General features: G+C 52.8%; 16 protein-coding genes. 6 read left to right on the forward strand and 10 right to left on the reverse strand.

The features are described 5' to 3' along the window. Window positions 1-35 precede the first annotated feature (35 nt). Complete coding sequence (locus FE845_RS13220) at window positions 36-1,709, forward strand: GMC family oxidoreductase (RefSeq protein WP_200365375.1); 1,674 nt, start codon at window positions 36-38, stop codon at window positions 1,707-1,709. Here FE845_RS13220 and FE845_RS13225 read toward each other — a convergent pair. From FE845_RS13225 to FE845_RS13250, 6 genes are all read right to left on the reverse strand, one after another. Beyond that, window positions 1,706-2,386 carry an NAD(P)H-binding protein gene (locus FE845_RS13225; protein ID WP_200365377.1) on the reverse strand — a complete coding sequence of 227 codons (681 nt, stop codon included), beginning with the start codon at window positions 2,384-2,386 and terminating at the stop codon, window positions 1,706-1,708. The two genes, FE845_RS13220 and FE845_RS13225, sit on opposite strands and share 4 nt — an antisense overlap. A gap of 82 nt (window positions 2,387-2,468) precedes the next feature. Further along, window positions 2,469-3,164 carry a monofunctional biosynthetic peptidoglycan transglycosylase gene (gene mtgA, locus FE845_RS13230; RefSeq protein WP_200365379.1) on the reverse strand — a complete coding sequence of 232 codons (696 nt, stop codon included), beginning with the start codon at window positions 3,162-3,164 and terminating at the stop codon, window positions 2,469-2,471. After that, on the reverse strand, window positions 3,154-4,077 hold the full coding sequence (locus FE845_RS13235) for a diacylglycerol/lipid kinase family protein (protein ID WP_200365381.1): 924 nt from the start codon (window positions 4,075-4,077) through the stop codon (window positions 3,154-3,156). Before FE845_RS13235 ends, mtgA begins: the two co-directional genes overlap by 11 nt. Before the next feature lie 128 nt (window positions 4,078-4,205). Beyond that, a complete protein-coding gene (locus FE845_RS13240; protein WP_200365383.1) occupies window positions 4,206-5,096 on the reverse strand; it encodes a DMT family transporter in 891 nt (296 codons plus the stop codon). A gap of 126 nt (window positions 5,097-5,222) precedes the next feature. Continuing rightward, a complete protein-coding gene (locus FE845_RS13245; RefSeq protein ID WP_200365385.1) occupies window positions 5,223-5,459 on the reverse strand; it encodes a TIGR02647 family protein in 237 nt (78 codons plus the stop codon). Window positions 5,460-5,485: 26 nt separating this feature from the next. Next, window positions 5,486-6,010, reverse strand: coding sequence for a hypothetical protein (locus tag FE845_RS13250; RefSeq protein WP_227714322.1), 525 nt, complete (start codon window positions 6,008-6,010; stop codon window positions 5,486-5,488). Between the two features lie 201 nt (window positions 6,011-6,211). On the opposite strand from FE845_RS13250, the gene FE845_RS13255 reads away from it, so the two are divergent. Next, window positions 6,212-6,388: a DUF1328 domain-containing protein gene (locus FE845_RS13255; RefSeq protein ID WP_200365387.1), complete on the forward strand. Its 177-nt coding sequence runs from the start codon at window positions 6,212-6,214 to the stop codon at window positions 6,386-6,388. A 200-nt stretch (window positions 6,389-6,588) separates the two neighbouring features. Beyond that, complete coding sequence (locus FE845_RS13260; RefSeq protein WP_200365389.1) at window positions 6,589-7,287, forward strand: lytic transglycosylase domain-containing protein; 699 nt, start codon at window positions 6,589-6,591, stop codon at window positions 7,285-7,287. Window positions 7,288-7,338: 51 nt separating this feature from the next. Here FE845_RS13260 and putA read toward each other — a convergent pair whose 3' ends face one another. After that, window positions 7,339-10,968: a bifunctional proline dehydrogenase/L-glutamate gamma-semialdehyde dehydrogenase PutA gene (putA, locus tag FE845_RS13265; protein WP_200365391.1), complete on the reverse strand. Its 3,630-nt coding sequence runs from the start codon at window positions 10,966-10,968 to the stop codon at window positions 7,339-7,341. Window positions 10,969-11,248: 280 nt separating this feature from the next. On the opposite strand from putA, the gene FE845_RS13270 reads away from it, so the two are divergent. Continuing rightward, window positions 11,249-11,704, forward strand: coding sequence for an Lrp/AsnC ligand binding domain-containing protein (locus FE845_RS13270; RefSeq protein ID WP_200365393.1), 456 nt, complete (start codon window positions 11,249-11,251; stop codon window positions 11,702-11,704). A 16-nt stretch (window positions 11,705-11,720) separates the two neighbouring features. Here the strand turns inward: FE845_RS13270 and FE845_RS13275 are convergent, their stop codons facing one another. Continuing rightward, window positions 11,721-12,494 carry a hypothetical protein gene (locus FE845_RS13275; protein WP_200365395.1) on the reverse strand — a complete coding sequence of 258 codons (774 nt, stop codon included), beginning with the start codon at window positions 12,492-12,494 and terminating at the stop codon, window positions 11,721-11,723. 134 nt (window positions 12,495-12,628) lie between these two features. On the opposite strand from FE845_RS13275, the gene FE845_RS13280 reads away from it, so the two are divergent. Next, complete coding sequence (locus tag FE845_RS13280) at window positions 12,629-13,789, forward strand: hypothetical protein (protein ID WP_200365397.1); 1,161 nt, start codon at window positions 12,629-12,631, stop codon at window positions 13,787-13,789. 88 nt (window positions 13,790-13,877) lie between these two features. Then, the gene (locus tag FE845_RS13285) at window positions 13,878-14,528 is read left to right on the forward strand and encodes a LysE family translocator (protein WP_200365399.1); all 651 of its coding nucleotides are present in this window, start codon (window positions 13,878-13,880) and stop codon (window positions 14,526-14,528) included. On the opposite strand, the gene FE845_RS13290 is transcribed toward FE845_RS13285, so the two are convergent. After that, complete coding sequence (locus FE845_RS13290; protein WP_200365401.1) at window positions 14,458-15,330, reverse strand: AraC family transcriptional regulator; 873 nt, start codon at window positions 15,328-15,330, stop codon at window positions 14,458-14,460. The two genes, FE845_RS13285 and FE845_RS13290, sit on opposite strands and share 71 nt — an antisense overlap. Continuing rightward, a complete protein-coding gene (locus FE845_RS13295) occupies window positions 15,327-16,505 on the reverse strand; it encodes a YbfB/YjiJ family MFS transporter (RefSeq protein ID WP_200365403.1) in 1,179 nt (392 codons plus the stop codon). The genes FE845_RS13290 and FE845_RS13295 overlap by 4 nt, the downstream gene beginning before the upstream one ends. Window positions 16,506-16,537: the final 32 nt, after the last annotated feature.

Here is a 16,537-nt window from a genome sequence, read left to right on the forward strand (position 1 = left end):
CTGATATGTAAATCAGGTTATTAGGAGAAGCTACCTTGCCCAATAACAACAAAACGCCGGGGCTATTGGAGTTTGACTATATCGTAGCAGGTGCGGGAACAGCCGGTTGCCTGTTGGCCAACCGCCTGAGCGCGAACCCAAAAAACAGGGTGCTATTGATCGAAGCCGGGGGAAGGGATAACTACCACTGGATTCATATTCCAGTAGGCTATCTCTATTGTATCGACAACCCACGCACCGACTGGTGCTTTCGTACCGAGCCTGCACCGGGGCTCAACAACCGGTCGCTGATATATCCCCGTGGCAAAACTCTCGGTGGCTGCTCCAGTATCAACGGCATGCTTTACATCCGCGGCCAAGCCCGGGATTACAATCGGTGGGCGGACATAACCGGCGATGACGCCTGGAGCTGGGACAATTGCCTACCTGATTTTTTGCGTCACGAAGATCACCACGGTTTGGACAATGGCTGCCCGGAAGATAGCGCCCAAAAGCTCTTCCACGGCCATGGCGGTGAATGGCGAGTAGAGCGCCAAAGACTGAAATGGAAGGTGCTCGAAGACTTTGCAGAGGCAGCCGTTCAGGCTGGCATTCCACGCACAAAGGATTTCAATCGCGGTGACAACGAAGGCGTGGACTATTTCGAGGTAAACCAACGCGCGGGCTGGCGCTGGAACACCTCCAAAGCCTTTTTGAGAGATGCCTCCAAACGCCCAAACCTAACAGTTTGGCACTCTACTCAGGTGCTAAGTCTGGAGTTGGACCCAACCGGGGAAAAGCCCAGATGCACCGGTGTACGCGTGGGAGACGCCAGCTCAGGCAGCGAAAGGGTCGCAATGGCCAGTCGCGAAGTCATTCTCTCGGCTGGCTCGATAGGCTCTCCACAACTGTTGCAACTATCGGGCATAGGGCCGTCAGACTTGCTTCACACGTTGAACATTCCTGTGGTTGTAGACCTGCCAGGCGTCGGTGAAAACCTTCAGGACCACTTGCAGATACGCTCTGTTTATAAGGTAAAAAACGCCCTCACCCTAAACACCATGGCCAACTCCTTGTTCGGTAAGGCGAGAATTGGCCTCGAATACCTGCTAAAACGCTCAGGCCCCATGAGCATGGCGCCTTCACAGCTGTGCACCTTTACCCGCAGCTCGGATGAATACGACTATGCCAACATCCAGTACCATGTTCAGCCCCTGAGTCTGGATGCCTTCGGGCAACCCCTGCACGACTTCCCGGCTATTACCGCTAGTGTCTGCAATCTCAACCCCACCAGCAGGGGCACAGTGCGCATCCGTAGCCGCAATCCTTTGGAGGCGCCAGCCATCGCACCCAATTATCTTAGTACACCGGAAGACCGGAAAGTCGCGGCGGATTCACTACGAGTGACACGCCGCATCGCCGGGCAACCAGCCTTCTCAAAGTACCAGCCCGAGGAATACAAACCCGGACCTCAGTACCAAACCGACGACGAATTGAGCCGATTGGCTGGCGACATAGGCACCACTATTTTTCATCCGGTGGGCACCACTCGTATGGGGCGAGCAGACGATGCCATGGCAGTGGTGGACTCGCACCTGCGAGTGCGGGGCGTTGAAGGTTTGCGCGTGGTGGATGCAGGTGTGATGCCCGTTATCACCAGCGGCAATACCAACTCGCCAACCCTGATGATTGCCGAAAAAGCAGCTAGCTGGATTCTGGCGGGGGATTAGGCCGCCCCAGAAGCCAGCTTCACAATATCTTCGTATTGATGCACTTGAACAACCTGCTCTGCCATCGGCTCCATGACCAATGAGCAAGCCTCGTTAACCATGGCAGACGCAACGGTTTGTGCTTCTATTCCCCGGTACTTCTCCAAGGGTCCCAAAAGCACCCTATTGACCAGCGGCATGGCTTTGGCGCCAATCGCTTCGCCGAGGCGGTGTTCTGGCCGATCGCCCAAAAGTAGGCTCGGGTGATAAATAGACAGATAGGGATACCCCACTTTTCTTACCGCATCTTCCAGTTCGCCTTTGACCCGATTGTAAAAAATAGTCGACGAGGACGATGACCCAATGGCAGACATCAGAATAAACCCACGCGCACCCGCTGCGCGGCCAAGTTCGGCGGCTTTCAGGCAATAGCCGTAATCCACCTTTCGAAACTGCTCCTGAGAGCCTGCCTTTTTGATCGTCGTGCCCAGACAGCAAATGACCACATCCACCTCAAAAAGCTCTACATAATCGGCCATGCGATCGAAATCTATTTCCTGCTGACGCAGCTTCTTGTGATCAGACTCCAGAGGTTTTCGAACAGGTACAATCACCGACTCAACTTCATCACGAGCCAGCAACCCTTCAAGAACCAACCCACCGGTCAGGCCAGTAGCACCCAGCAATAGCACATTCATAACGTTCTCTTTTATTTTTTCCAGATACTCATCGTACCAAACAACCGCCTTAATCTATGAACTGGTAATGACCAAGAGCCGTTTACAGACCCTTCAGATATTTTAGCCCCGAAAGCTGGTCCATCTGGCCGCGAATCCAGAATGCCCGCTCTCTTACATAGGGCGATGGCGATGCAGCACTCAACACCTTAGGATTCGGCAGAACCGCAGCAAGCCGGGCCGACTGATTTGCTGAGAGCTGGTGCGCGGAGATTCCGAAGTGAGCCCTGCTGGCAGCTCCCACGCCATATATACCGGGCCCAAATTCGGCGATATTCAGATACACCTCAAGAATCCGCCGTTTGGGCCAAAGAGCGTCAACGGCAAGTGCGAGCCCGGCCTCCAGAGCTTTACGAACAAAACTGCGGCCATTCCAGAGGAACAGGTTTTTTGCGGTTTGCTGGGTAATCGTGCTGGCGCCCCGAAGCCCTTCTCCGGCACGGTACTCTGCCAACGCATTTTGGATTGCTGAAAAATCAACACCCCGATGATCTGGAAACCGTTGATCCTCGCTGGCCACAACCGCAAGCGGCATCCAGGGTGAAATTTCCGGCAGACTAACCCAGGTATGCTCTATTTCTTTAGTCGGGTTGGCATAGCTGTAACCGAGCATAAACGCCGAGGTTGGCGGATTTACATACCGGAACAGCATTAGCACGGAGAAAACCGCCAATAGTAAAAAAGCCAGCGCCCAAGCAGCGCCGCGAAATAGTTGCTTTGCGGCGGATTTACGAGCCATATACACCTTGTTGTCGAGAGCCGGACCGGCTACTTTCAGCTTCTCCGGTACGCACCACCGAAACACCAATTACCCGAAGACAGTGCTTCCTGCACACCACATGCAGTGGTGTTTTACCTGCCTCATCGCCGTCCACCGTCACAGTTTTCGGTTTTGACGTAATAACGCCGCAGCGTTTACCCTTCAGGTGCACCACCGTGCTGGTGCGATTCGGGGATTTACCGCTAAACCGAACCATAAGAAAGGTGAGCAATAGCTGAATCAAGGGGCGTGGTTTTACGGCAATAATATCGAGCATTCCATCATCTGCAGTTGCTTGCGGAATCTCATTCCCCCCCCCGAAGAAGGCCCCGCTGGATACGGCAATCGACAACCAGCGGCCCCGCACAAACGCTTCATCGCATGTTATTTCTGCATGAAACCCGCGTTTGGCATTTACTCGTCGTATCAGCTCAAAGCCATAGCTGAAGCGTCCAAACAGCTTTTTGGCGGCGCCTTGTGATTCTCTGGCCGGAAGCGTTCCCAAGCCAACATGGGCCACATTAAGGAAAATTCCGTCACCGAACTCTGCCACATCAACTTGCTGTGTAGCACCTCGCTGAACCAGATCGCATAGCGCAGCCGGATCTTCCGGCAAATCAAGGTTGCGGGCGAAGTCATTGGCGGTGCCCGAAGGTAATACTGCCAGCGTTGCATTGCGCTCAAGGCACAACTGGGCTCCGGCGTTTACCGAACCGTCGCCACCAGCCACCATAACAATGTCGTCGGGTTTTACCTGCGCCTTCCAATCCTGCGCCTGAAAATCGCAACATCTGGGGTTCGTAATACCGGCATTGGCCAGATTTTCGAGCCAAAAGTCTCTCCCTCTCTGGCCATCGCCTGCTTCCGGGTTTGCAACCAGCCAATAATTCATACCATCCAGCTCTCTTTAACAGCTTCAAAAAGTCCCTAAACACCCCTTTAACGATACCTCAAAGGTTACCGTTTCGACGTTACGATAAGGACACCGGAGCCAATGGTATGGATCTGCCAGAGCGCTCCTTATACGGGGCGTTTTTGAGACACCACCAGCGCAACCCCCGCAATTGACACAATGCCGCCAATGATAGCCAGTACGCCCAAGCGCTCATCAAACAGCCAGAAGGCTTCCAGAGCGGTTACCGGAGGGACAAGATAGAATAGGCTGGCCACTTGGGAAGCCGCACCCCGGCGGATCAGCCACATCAATAGCAATATGGCGCCAATGGAAACACCTAAAACCAGCCAGGCCATGGAAAGCTGAAGCTGCACCGACCAAACCACCTCACGGGTTTCGAGCAGGAGTGCGCCAAGTGCGAAGAAGGTGGCGGCGGCGCCATATTGAATAATGGTGCCAGCCACCAAATCCGCGCCTGTGCCATGGCGCTTTTGATACACAGTACCCAGAGAAATTCCTGTCAAGGCAAGCAATGCCCATATCAGTGTCCATAACGGGAAGCTCTCACCCGGGTTGCCTGCCCCGCCAAACTTCTCTAGCAAAACCAGCGTTACACCCAGAAGGCCAAGCCCCAACCCCAACCATTGCCGCCATGAAACAGTTTCTTTTAAAACAACCACAGCAACACCCGCCGTGACCAGTGGCTGCAAACCTACCACCAAGGACACTATCCCAGAGGGCATTCCACCCTGAATTGCGTAGTAAACACCACCAAGGTAGCAGCCGTGGACGAGCAGGCCTGTTACCGCAAGATGCCTTGCAGCCCGCCAGCCTGGCCAACGGGTTTTAAGCATAGCGGCGAGCCCAGCAAGCAGGCCTAGCGTAAGCAGCATACGGATCAAAAGAAGCGTAAATGGCTCAGCATAGGGCAAGCCATACTTGGCACCGATAAATCCAGTACTCCACAGCCACACGAACAGCGCGGGAACAAAAAATGAATAAAACAAGGATTGCATAGCTGGCTGCCGAGGTCAGATACCCGAAGCGCGAGCCAGTGTAGCGGCTGGCTCGCTTGCGGAACAGAAACAGACCTCCGACTGTGTAGCCATTACAGATAGCTCTCGGGGTCTTGTTGCGAACACTTAGGTCGTGAGGATAGATTGAAGCTTCTGGGTCAGCTCTACAGCTTCACTACCCATAGGCGTGAGATAGCCGCCGTCGTCCCGTGTAATCAACCCCTTGGCAAAAAGACGCTCCGCGGCCTGCACGGTTTCCGGTGCCGCATCGCTCCGGTGCACTTTAATACCGGCTTGACCCGAAGAAGATTCAAACTGCGACAATAGATTGAGCTCTGCAATATGGTCTGAAGAGAATGGCATTGTATTTCCTTGTCTGGTTTTGGTGGTCAGATACTTTGTTTTCTTTTTTTCTGTTCAAGGGTTAAATCTTGCTCAGTTTCATTCCACTGCTCAGAAAGTGCTTCATAGGCCTCTGAAAAGCCTTTTTTAGCCCGCTCCCATGCCGTTGCTGAGCTAGCCTTGAGTTCGTTATACCAGTTTTGCACTCGTTCACGCTGTTCGCGTAAGGACGCCAGACTTTCTTTTGAACGTTCCCGCGCCGTGTTACTCATTTCATCCCAGTTTTCCGAAAGCTCTTGTTCAAGTTCGGCAATACGTTTGTCTAACGCCGAGAGCGCCCGGTTAATGGAATCCTCCGCCTGATCCTTCTGGTCGGCCCCGTATTCCTGCAATGCTTCTCCAAGCTCTTGGGTTTCCTGCTTGAGGTTTTCTACCGAGGAATTATCTGTTTCAGCCTGCAGCTGTGAGCTAAACACACACAAGGCGGAAACTAAAAGGGCAAACGCTGTAAGTCTTACATTCATAGATGTCTCCGGAGCTGGCTGATTCAAGAATAGCAGTAGCACCACCATAACAATATCCCGACCAACAGCTTATCTTATAAAAGCTTAATAAACTGACAACAAAACTCGGCTATATCAATAAAAACAGAATCTTAAAAGCCAAAGTGGAACGTAAAAACCGCTCCAAAAAGGCTCTGGGACCAGTTGACGTTTGTGCATCACCCAAGCTTGTGCCATTTTGAAATGGAAGCCAAACAAAGAGGAATAGTTATGCTCTATTGGGCTGTAGTTTGTCTTATTATTGCCATTATTGCCGGTGTCCTTGGTTTTGGGGGCATTGCGGGCACGGCGGCTGGTATCGCCAAAGTCCTGTTTTTTATCTTCTTAATTCTGTTGGTAATTTCTCTTGTTGCCAATGCTGTACGCGGGCGTGGACCAAAAATATAGGGTCGAGTCTGACGCGATTTTCGGCCCGGGCGCTTTCAACGCGCCCGGGCACCGTTTAAACCCTCTCCAGCACCACCCAGTAACATTTCACCCACAATACGAAATATCATTTCTTGCCGGTAACGCCGTATAATCTATGCTGTTCATGTTTTAACATTGCTCGCAGCAAGATTATTGATTGCGCTTCCCGTGAGTAGCAAATGATACGCTTCCAAACACTCGCACTGCCCTTTCTGATCGCTCTCGTCTGGTTACCTGCACCGGTTGCAGCAGACACTATCAAGCGTATTGTCCACCCTGATGGCAGCGTGGAATTTACCAATGTAAAAAACAGCAGCCGTGGCCGGGCCTCAAGCAAAAACGAGACAGTTTTTCGCTACAAGGACGATAACGGCGTTGTTGCCTACAGCGGCACGCAGCCTGACGTGGCAAGCTTCGATGTTATCAGCTTCTACTGCTATGCTTGCGATCCAGACTCCCAGGTAAACTGGCGTACCACGCCTCTCTTCACCGGCCGCTACGACACAGAAATCAAAACAGCTGCGCAGGAGTACGGTGTAGACCCGGCGCTGGTGCGCGCAGTAATTCATGCGGAATCCGCGTTCAATGAAAAGGCTCTATCCCCTGTGGGAGCTCAAGGGCTAATGCAACTGATGCCGGGAACGGCTTTGGAAGTTGGCGTGCAGAATGCAATGGTTGCAGCAGACAACATTCGTGGTGGAGTGACCTACCTTGCCAAAATGCTGGAACGTTTCAAGGGTAATACCCGGCTGGCAACCGCTGCCTACAATGCAGGACCGGGTACCGTGAGCCGCTACGGAGGCATACCTCCCTACGCTGAGACCAAGGCTTATGTTGAGAGAGTCGGCATACTGCATGAGCGCTATGCCAGCAATTAAGCCGAACTCTGGAAGCCTCATCCCTGAGAGCTTCCAGCCATAGGATTAACGTTACTCAGATGCTGCAATCAGACTGGCGTTGCCTCCGGCCGCTGTCGTATCTACACAAAGATGACGCTCAATGACAAAACGCTGATCAAGCGTGTGTTCTGTAATTAGCGGAAGCAGTGCGCCATCGCGCTTAGCCAGCGCCAAACGATACTGGCGCAAGAGAGCCTGATCAGCACAACTTACAACAGCTTCAAAGCCGCTGGCACTAGCAAGCACTTCCGGCTCCAGAAGCCCCTCAATGCCCACTATCGGCAAGCCAGCCTGAACTGCGCGGCCGACAGAATCGTCAATACCCGGTGCAATAACCACCACTTTGTTGCCTTGAGACAGAGCCATGGCGGCCTGTGCCAATGCGGTTTCTTTGTCTGGCCCCAAACACAAAACCGTTCCGCGAGGGTAATTGGAAAGCCGGTTGAGTTCGCCCGTTGGTCCCGGCAACTCTTCAACCTGCGCATCCAGAGGTTCAGGCACCTTACCGAAAACGGGCTCCATAGCTTGGATTCTGGCTTTCGGTGCTGGCACGGTAAACTTGCTCAGCTTACTAATCAGCCCTTCGAGTTTTTTTCCATCAACAGCATTAGCACCAACTTCTGCTGAGCGCTCAGCAGTAGCACCTTTTAGGAAACGTCGAACGTACTGTGGCCCACCTGCTTTCGGACCAGTCCCGGAAAGACCTTCCCCGCCGAATGGCTGGGAGCCAACAATCGCACCGATCTGGTTACGGTTAACGTAGGTGTTGCCAACCTTGATACGGCTGACAATCTGGTCAACACGGTTATCAACCCGGCTATGAATGCCGAATGTGAGGCCGTAGCCTTTTGCATTTACCGCATCCACAACCTTGTTTATGTCTTTGGCTTCGAATGTGGCCACATGCAGTACCGGCCCGAAAATCTCTTCTTCCATCTCTTCGATCCCGCTGACCCTCAGTACAGCGGGAGAGACAAACAGGCCCTTTTCCGGCACCGGGAGCTTTTTCAGCAAGCGCCCTTCGCGCTCGAACTTGTCGCAGTGATCCACAATTTTCTTGCGGGCAGCTTCATCAATAACCGGCCCCACATCGGTAGAGAGCGCCCAAGGATCGCCAATGCCCAGCTCCTCCATTGCCCCGTAGAGCATTTCCAGCAGGTTGTCGGCAATGTCCTTCTGCACATACAGCATGCGCAGCGCCGAACAACGCTGGCCAGCACTCTGGAACGACGATGCCAACACATCACGAACCACCTGCTCTGGCAGGGCTGTTGAATCCACAATCATGGCGTTTAGGCCACCGGTTTCGGCCACCAGCGGTGCGTCCGGCGCCATGTTTTCCGCCATTACCTTATTGATACGCTGAGCCGTAGCCGTAGAGCCGGTAAAGCAGACCCCCGCCACCCGGGAATCAGAAGTCAGTGCCGTGCCTACAGTGGCGCCCGAGCCCGGCAGAAGCTGGATGGCATCTTTGGGAATACCGGCTTCGTACATCAGTTCAACCGCGCGAACGGCTAACAACGACGTTTGCTCTGCTGGTTTGGCAACGACAACATTACCCGCAGCCAAGTTTGCGAGGATCTGGCCAGCAAAAATCGCCAACGGAAAGTTCCACGGCGATATGCAGCAAATAATGCCGCGAGCGTCGCCATCGTCTTTGTATCGCAAACCTTCATTGGCATAAAACTGCGAGAAATCTACCGCCTCGCGGATTTCAGCAACGCCATCCAGCAAGGATTTACCCGCTTCACGGGTGGTTAGCGCAAACAACTCGTGTACGTTTTCTTCCAGCAAGTCACCCACTTTGCGCACGCACGCAGCACGATCTTCTGCAGGCATGGACGACCAGCGTGTAAAGCCTTGCTCAGCCGCTGTAATGGCGGCATCTACATCGGCTTCATTGGCCTGAGTGATATGCCCAACCAGATCATCGGGATTGGCTGGGTTTTTGACTTCCAGCACTTCGGTGCCGGTAACCTCAGCGGCAATCAGCGGGCCACCGGACCATTGATGACTGCGGAATGCACCACGGCCTTCATCAATACGTGCAACCGTTACAGGATCGGTAATGTCCCAGCCTTTCGAGTTGCGGCGTTTGGCACCAAACAGGTTGGCCGGGTGAACTATGGCCTTGCTCGACAGGTTTTTACCCAGCTCCTGAACCGAATCAATGGGGTCCTTCGCAATTTCCTCCGGCGTGATACTGGTGTCTACGATCTGGTTTACAAATGAACTGTTGGCGCCGTTTTCAAGCAAACGGCGCACAAGGTAGGCCAGCAGGTCGCTGTGCTTACCTACAGGGGCGTAAATTCTGCACGGCACTCCGCTCTCGCTCAGTACCTGGTTGTGCAGCGATTCGCCCATACCGTGCAGGCGCTGAAACTCGTAACTCTTCAGCCCGGCGGCCCGGGTCAGTTCAAGTATGGCAGACACAGAATGCGCGTTATGGGTAGCGAACTGCGAGTAGATGCGATCGCTCATTCCTATCAGTTTTTTGGCGCACGAGAGGTAGGCAACATCACTGCACGCCTTGCGCGTGAATACAGGAAAGTTCGACAGACCCATGACCTGAGCGCGCTTGATTTCGGCATCCCAGTAAGCGCCTTTAACCAGACGAACCATGATTCTGCGATCAAGCTTTACAGACAGCGCGTACAGCCAATCAAGCGTGTGGGAGGCGCGTTTCGCGAAGGCTTGAACCACCACGCCAAAACCGTCCCAGTTGGCTAGTTCCGGGTCAGTCAAAATGGCTTCAATAACATCCAAAGAAAGATCAAGCCGGTCCTGTTCTTCAGCATCAATATTGAAGCCCATGTTGGCGGCTGCAGCCTTCTTCGCCAGTTTAAGTGCGCGGGGAACCAATTCATTCATTACCCGCTCTTTTTGACCATATTCGTAGCGCGCCAGAAGGGCAGAAAGCTTTACCGAGATACCGGGATTTTTACGCACATCGCCCTTGCAGTTCTTGGCGATGCTATCGATAGCGTTGGAATAGGACTCGTAATAGCGACGGGCATCGGCATCCGTGCGGGCAGCTTCACCAAGCATGTCGTAAGAGTAGGTGTAACCCTTTGCCATGTAGGATTTGGCTTCGCTCTGGGCTTCTTCAATATCACGGCCCAGAACAAACTGGCGGCCCATCTCTTTCATGGCCTGACCCGCAACCGTGCGGACAACCGGCTCACCGAGGCGCTTAACCAGTTTGCGCAGAGTGTCGCCCACTGTATGGCGCTCAGAATCCTTAAGCAGGTTGCTGGTCATCAACAGCGCAACGGTGGTGGAGTTGATAAATGCCGAGGTGGCTTTGCCCACGTGAGCGCCCCAGTTGCCCGAGGTAATCTTATCTTCAATCAACGCATTAACCGTTGTGTTGTCGGGCACACGCAACAGCGCTTCTGCCAGACACATCAGCGCCACGCCCTCTTTGGTGGTGAGGCCGTATTCCGCAAGAAACTTTTCCATGATTGTGGATTTTGCGCTTTGTCGGACACTGCGTACCAGATCGGCGGCACGGGCAGAAATTGCTGCCCGCTCTGCCTCAGACAACTGGGCGTCAGCAATCATCTCGTGAATCACTTTGTACTCATCTTCGAGATAATAATCGCGAATTGCCTGCCGACTGCTGGCAAGCTCTGGAGCCACTGATTGCTGCGATCTCATACTTGTACCCTCATATTTATTTGTCTTTGCCGCATTCTACCGACAACGGCAAAGACTATTTCTCTGTAAGAACCCCAAACACTTTTAATTTCGGCTTTATTGTCAGATGAAAATGTACTATTTCACCTTAATACCATAAAATTTCAGATTAATTGACCAAGCCGAAAACCCAAACTGACGTAAAACCCTTGTGGAATCAGGCCCCCTTCACCTACAGCATAGTGTCCATGGCCATAACTTGCCCGAAAGTAGCGGTTATAGGCTTTGTGGAGGATAAAACATGACGAGCGAACTAGACCGAATCGATCACTCCATCATCCGTGAGCTGCAAAAGAACGCGCGGATTACCGTTACTGAACTTGCGTCACGAGTGGGTTTGTCCAAAACCCCGTGTCAGGTGCGCATGCGCAGGCTTGAAGAGCAAGGGCTGATCACGGGCTACACCGTGTTGGTAAACCAGACCAAGCTCGGTCAAAACCATATCGCTTTTGCCCAGATTACGTTGAGTGACACCAGCAGCGAGTCGCTCAAAGCGTTTAACGCAGCCGTTAAACAGATTGCGGCTGTTGAGCAGTGCCATATGATTGCTGCCAATTTTGATTACTTGGTGAAAGTTAGAACGCGCAATATGGCGGAGTACAGACAGGTACTGGGGGAACAAATTTCTGCCCTTCCCCATGTGCTACAAACGAGTACTTTTGTGGTGATGGAGAACGTTAAAGATGCTGGGATTTAATGTGAGGAGAAGCGGTCTAGTTTTTTACTCTCGCCAAGCCGAGTGAAGAGACGTTCAAGCCTAGCTCACCTCGGTACATGGCGTTGCCAATACCCAGCACTATGTTTTCCACTGTAAAGTTTGAGGATACAGCGCTAGCCCCGCCGGGAGAGCGGGATTCCAGAACAAGCACCAGCCGCAGAAGATCTAGAAGGCGAATGACCAAGTCCAGAACACCGAAATCCTCAGGCGCCTCATCTAGTTGGGACAAAACATAAGCCTTGGCAGACTCCACAACAAAGGCTTCATGACTGGTTAGGTGTTCTATACCAAGGCACTTGATGGATTCCACGCGCTGTTCCCGTTCACGCCGAATAGCCTCCATGCAAACTTGTTCTGAGTTTTCTGGTACATCTCCCTGCCGCAGAATACCCGCCAGCCGAAAGTCCACCTTACCCTCACTGCGCATCTTCTCGAACTCGCTTTTAAGGCTCTCTTTTGCATGGGGAAAATACCGGCGCACCGCAATATCGCGGGCTCGCTCCAAATCCTCCGTTGTAGCCAAATTCACCAGCGAACTCATTACCCGCACACAATGGAGCAGGTGCTCCCAAATGGCAGGCTCAATGGCGAGAGGATTGCTGGGTAAAACACGCTTGATGGACACAAACTCAAAGTAAAGTGCCGTTACCTTCTGTTCCGAGAAATCAGAAGTACGAATAATCCTGCGCAAACCCAGCTTTTCTATGTCACCCAGAAGGCTGGGAATCAGCATTAGAACGTAATGTTGCGCACCTTCCGATATTGGCATTTCTAATAAATGCTCCGCTTTAGGACGACCTATACCATAGCTCTTTCCAGAGAGCGGTAAAACATCTCGCCATTCAGTTTCGTTAATGTTTATCATTAACTCACAACTTTCTGATTCAGGGACGACATCAAATAATGGCGACACAACGCTTCCGGTACGCTGCCAGCGTACTTAAACGCAGCGCATTCCTCATCGTAACCGGGTCATTTCTTCTAGTCGTGCTAGCTAGCACCTTCCTGTTGCTAGACCTCCCGAATATCGAGAAGTTAGAGCTAAGCCAGCTATACCTGAATGAAAATGGCGACGTATATGTTGAGGTACCGCTCTTTAGCTTGGTTTTACTGCTCAGCACCATTGTGTTGCTGGCCAAGCAGAATGTTCGATTAGTTCTCACTAACGAAAGCCTCACAATCGACATCCCCCTACTGACCGGACTAGGTTTGTGGGGCCTGACCACCGGTAGCCACCGCATCCCCTTAACCGCCATCCAAAGCGTCGAACTGACTCCCGTTAGTGGAGTTCAAAATATTCCGCAGGCTATCCAAAAGGCGAGGCTTAGCATCATCACGCGCGAAAAAGTCTATCGGCTGCAGCCCTATAATTTTTTAATCGAAGGTGGCCCGGATCACCGGATGGGCTTTGGCGCATTATTCGGAAAATCTCAATCCAAGGTCGAAGCGCTGCTTGCTGAAGCCCCTCTCGTGCAAGCTCTATCCTTAGCGACAAACAACCTTAGCTTTACGACCACCCCTACAGATGAAACCGGACCACTGGCTGGCCATTTCGATTTGCTCCAGCATAAGGGCATGGTGATACAGCTGGTGCTTCTGACAGGACTGGGTATATACACTCTCGTTGACTACCTGCTGCTCACCAACTTTTTAGTTGTCGGCGAACGGCCACTGTGGCCCTTTGTTTTTGGCGGACTGCTAGCGGGTGCTCTGGGCATTCATTTGGGAAAAGGCGCGCCAAAGGCGGAGTACATAGGGCTCTCTGTCACCCTAGGCTTGGCCGGTGCTATTGCTGTTTATCCCGGCTTGCAAAGGTACACACTTATAGCTGCCCCAGCGCCCATCGAAATCACTTACCAAATGACGAAAATCGGGTACTTTGAACACGCCAGCTACCCGGACATTGACCAACGTGAAAGCGGTATTCTCGAATATTGGGAAAGCCTAACGCTGGGGGAAAACTATTCCTTTTCTCTGTATGAGCCAGTGGTGGGATTTACGATGGTGGATATGACGCCCGTTTACGCGAAAAGCCGGGCTTTTTATGAAGCCGCAGAGCAATAACGTTCACGCCCGCGCAATTTTGTACAATACCGAGATTCAGGATCGCAGCAGACTCCTCACTCATAATCCCGAGATGAGGACTGTTTCAATGTCATTCGCCTTACTTCTACCAATGGCCGCTTTTGCTCTGGCGGCCTCGATTTCACCCGGACCGGTGAACCTTGTTTGTCTCAGTAGCGGCACCCGATACCGGTTGCGCCAAGGCTTTTGGTTCGTATCCGGAGCAACACTCGGGTTTATCGCACTGTTTCTTGCTATCGGGCTGGGATTGCATTCTGCCCTGGTGTGGATTCCCGGGTTCGATCGATTGCTCACTTGGGCAGGCATCGCATTTCTGCTTTATCTCAGCTACCGACTGGCGACCGATGACGGGAAAATTTCAGACAAAGCTCTGGGAAACGCTCCCGGATTTTGGACCGGCGCTGCAATGCAATGGCTGAACCCAAAAGCCTGGTTTGCGTCCGCATCAGGTATTGGAGCCTACACATCTGGCGGCGACCTTATACAACTGGCCGTGTTTTCCAGCCTTTATTTACCTATTTGCTGGCTGTCACTTAGCACTTGGGTATTGGCAGGGCGATTTCTGCGCCAGTATGTTCAGAGGCCGGGCCTACTTCGAACGGTAAACTGCGTGCTCGCGGCATTGCTATTGATCAGTTGCCTGTACCTTATACTCGGTCAGGATGCCGCTTTGGCGGTCGGCTATATTGACCCGGCGTCGCAGCAACCAACCGTTTAAAAGCTTTTTGAAAATGCGGTTGGTCAAAAAAACCAGCCGCCAGAGCTGCATCAGCAATGGGAGCGCCCTGCCGAATAGCCCGTTGCCCGAGCTGAACACGTCGATTAATCTGATAGGCGTGAGGTGTCATGCCATAGTATTTTCGGAACACCCGAACCAGATGCGAAGGAGACACACCAGCACGCTCCGCCATCCATTCAACAGACAACTCATCCGTGCAGTGAACGTCAAGATATCGGGCCAGTTCCCGTAGCGATTCAGGCGCGGGTGGGAACGGCTTTTCGGCTTGCCCAGCCGCTCCAGATATCGATACCATCACCTCAGACAAAAACGCTTCTACGTCATGCTCTTTTTGCTCTGAGGACACACCATTATCCAGCAGGCGGTCGGCCAGTGCCTGAAAGCCGGAATACAAAACCGCAGACGTAGTGACGTCGCAATGTATATCCTGCCAAACCGGCGCATCCAAAAAACCCAGACGAAACCTCAAACTAGCAAGCCAGGACGCATCCACATACAACATCAGATAAGCCCAGGGTTGGTAATCTACCGGATTGCAGGCATGGACCCATTCCGGGTTCATGAACACCAGCGAACCTTCACTTACGTGATATTGGCGCCCAACGTATTCAAAGGTACTCTCCCCACCGGTAATCGCGCCCATCGACCATTGCGTATGAGTATGAGGCGCATAGCAGACAGTACGGCCATCGCTGACTTGTCGTAACTCAACGTGCGGTAACTCGCTGTCTCGCCAGAAAACCGGCTGTGTCGATGTGGGCCTGTTCATTGGGCCGGTCATTGAGCTGGCTCCATTTCTCTACCCTTGGCCCTGCGCGCCATATGGAGCACGCCCACGCCAAGCGCCATCACCAGCAGCGTGAGCCACAGGCCGTTCGTATAGTTACCTTCAACGTCCGCCAGATAACCCACGATAGCAGGCGCCAGCATCTGGGCGATACCATAACTGAAGGTAAGTCGGCTCATCGGTCGGGAAGGGTTTTCCGGGAACACTCGGCCCACCATTGCCAGCATCATGCTGACAATACCAATAAAACTGGCGCCGTAAATCACAGCACTGAGCATGACGCTGGCCATACTCGTGTCCATGATCAGCATCAGAATACTGATCGAATTGAGTGTGTAAGCAATATAGAGGGCTGTCCACTGCCCCCAACGGCGGGAGAACACATCCCATAACCAGCAGGCGGGAGTGGCCGCCAGCCCGGCAATCAGCCAGATAAGCCAGCCACGACCACTAAGCTCGGGCATGGATTCAGCAATCGCCACCAAAAACGTTGCTGTTACAACATATCCGACACCGGCACAAAAGTAGGCCAACTGCAGTGGAACGATAAACCGACTTCGGTCTTCGCTAACAACCACGCTCCCGGTTCGCGGCAAAGCACAGGTACGGTAGTCTGGCATCCAACGCCACACTGGAACAATCAGCACCAGCCCTACCAGCCCGTAAATGACCCACTGCTGATCCCAGGTGAAGGGGTCTTTTATTAACTCTGCCAGCACGGCAGTAAGAACAATGCCTAGCCCAATGCCTGAAAAAAACACGCCAAGTTCGGACTTTTCGTTGTTCCTGATCAACCAACTCATTAATAAACCGGCACCGAGCAGCATGCCTGCAGAAGTACTCAGGCCGGAGACAAAACGCAGCAAGAACCACAACCACACGTCGGTGGTATATCCCATAAGCACCGTAGAAACCACAGCCACAACAAGGCCGAGCTGATACAGCTTCACCTTAAGATCAAGATCACTGATCCGGGTAATCAGAAGCGCCCCGGTGAGGTAACCGGCATAGTTCACCGTCGCCAACATGCCGACAACGGACTGGCTAAGCCCGAGCGCTTCTACCATCTCTGGAATCATCGGCGTGTAGGAGAACCGGGCTATACCGACCATCACGACAACCGCGATTACGCTGGCCGCCAGCACCCTTATTGTTTCTATTGTTTTCACAGGGTTCTCCACACTCAGGGCAACTTCAGAAC

The organism is Marinobacter sp. 1-4A, assembly GCF_016597725.1.
Lineage (GTDB): Bacteria > Pseudomonadota > Gammaproteobacteria > Pseudomonadales > Oleiphilaceae > Marinobacter.

Bases quoted from the DNA above. Each gene is read 5' to 3' on its own strand.
- FE845_RS13225 (WP_200365377.1), bottom strand. From the start codon at position 2,386: ATGAATGTGCTATTGCTGGGTGCTACTGGCCTGACCGGTGGGTTGGTT.
- mtgA (WP_200365379.1), bottom strand. From the start codon at position 3,164: ATGGCTCGTAAATCCGCCGCAAAGCAACTATTTCGCGGCGCTGCTTGG.
- FE845_RS13235 (WP_200365381.1), bottom strand. From the start codon at position 4,077: ATGAATTATTGGCTGGTTGCAAACCCGGAAGCAGGCGATGGCCAGAGA.
- FE845_RS13240 (WP_200365383.1), bottom strand. From the start codon at position 5,096: ATGCAATCCTTGTTTTATTCATTTTTTGTTCCCGCGCTGTTCGTGTGG.
- FE845_RS13245 (WP_200365385.1), bottom strand. From the start codon at position 5,459: ATGCCATTCTCTTCAGACCATATTGCAGAGCTCAATCTATTGTCGCAG.
- FE845_RS13250 (WP_227714322.1), bottom strand. From the start codon at position 6,010: ATGGTGGTGCTACTGCTATTCTTGAATCAGCCAGCTCCGGAGACATCT.
- FE845_RS13255 (WP_200365387.1), top strand. From the start codon at position 6,212: ATGCTCTATTGGGCTGTAGTTTGTCTTATTATTGCCATTATTGCCGGT.
- FE845_RS13260 (WP_200365389.1), top strand. From the start codon at position 6,589: ATGATACGCTTCCAAACACTCGCACTGCCCTTTCTGATCGCTCTCGTC.
- putA (WP_200365391.1), bottom strand. From the start codon at position 10,968: ATGAGATCGCAGCAATCAGTGGCTCCAGAGCTTGCCAGCAGTCGGCAG.
- FE845_RS13270 (WP_200365393.1), top strand. From the start codon at position 11,249: ATGACGAGCGAACTAGACCGAATCGATCACTCCATCATCCGTGAGCTG.
- FE845_RS13275 (WP_200365395.1), bottom strand. From the start codon at position 12,494: ATGCCAATATCGGAAGGTGCGCAACATTACGTTCTAATGCTGATTCCC.
- FE845_RS13280 (WP_200365397.1), top strand. From the start codon at position 12,629: ATGGCGACACAACGCTTCCGGTACGCTGCCAGCGTACTTAAACGCAGC.
- FE845_RS13285 (WP_200365399.1), top strand. From the start codon at position 13,878: ATGTCATTCGCCTTACTTCTACCAATGGCCGCTTTTGCTCTGGCGGCC.
- FE845_RS13290 (WP_200365401.1), bottom strand. From the start codon at position 15,330: ATGACCGGCCCAATGAACAGGCCCACATCGACACAGCCGGTTTTCTGG.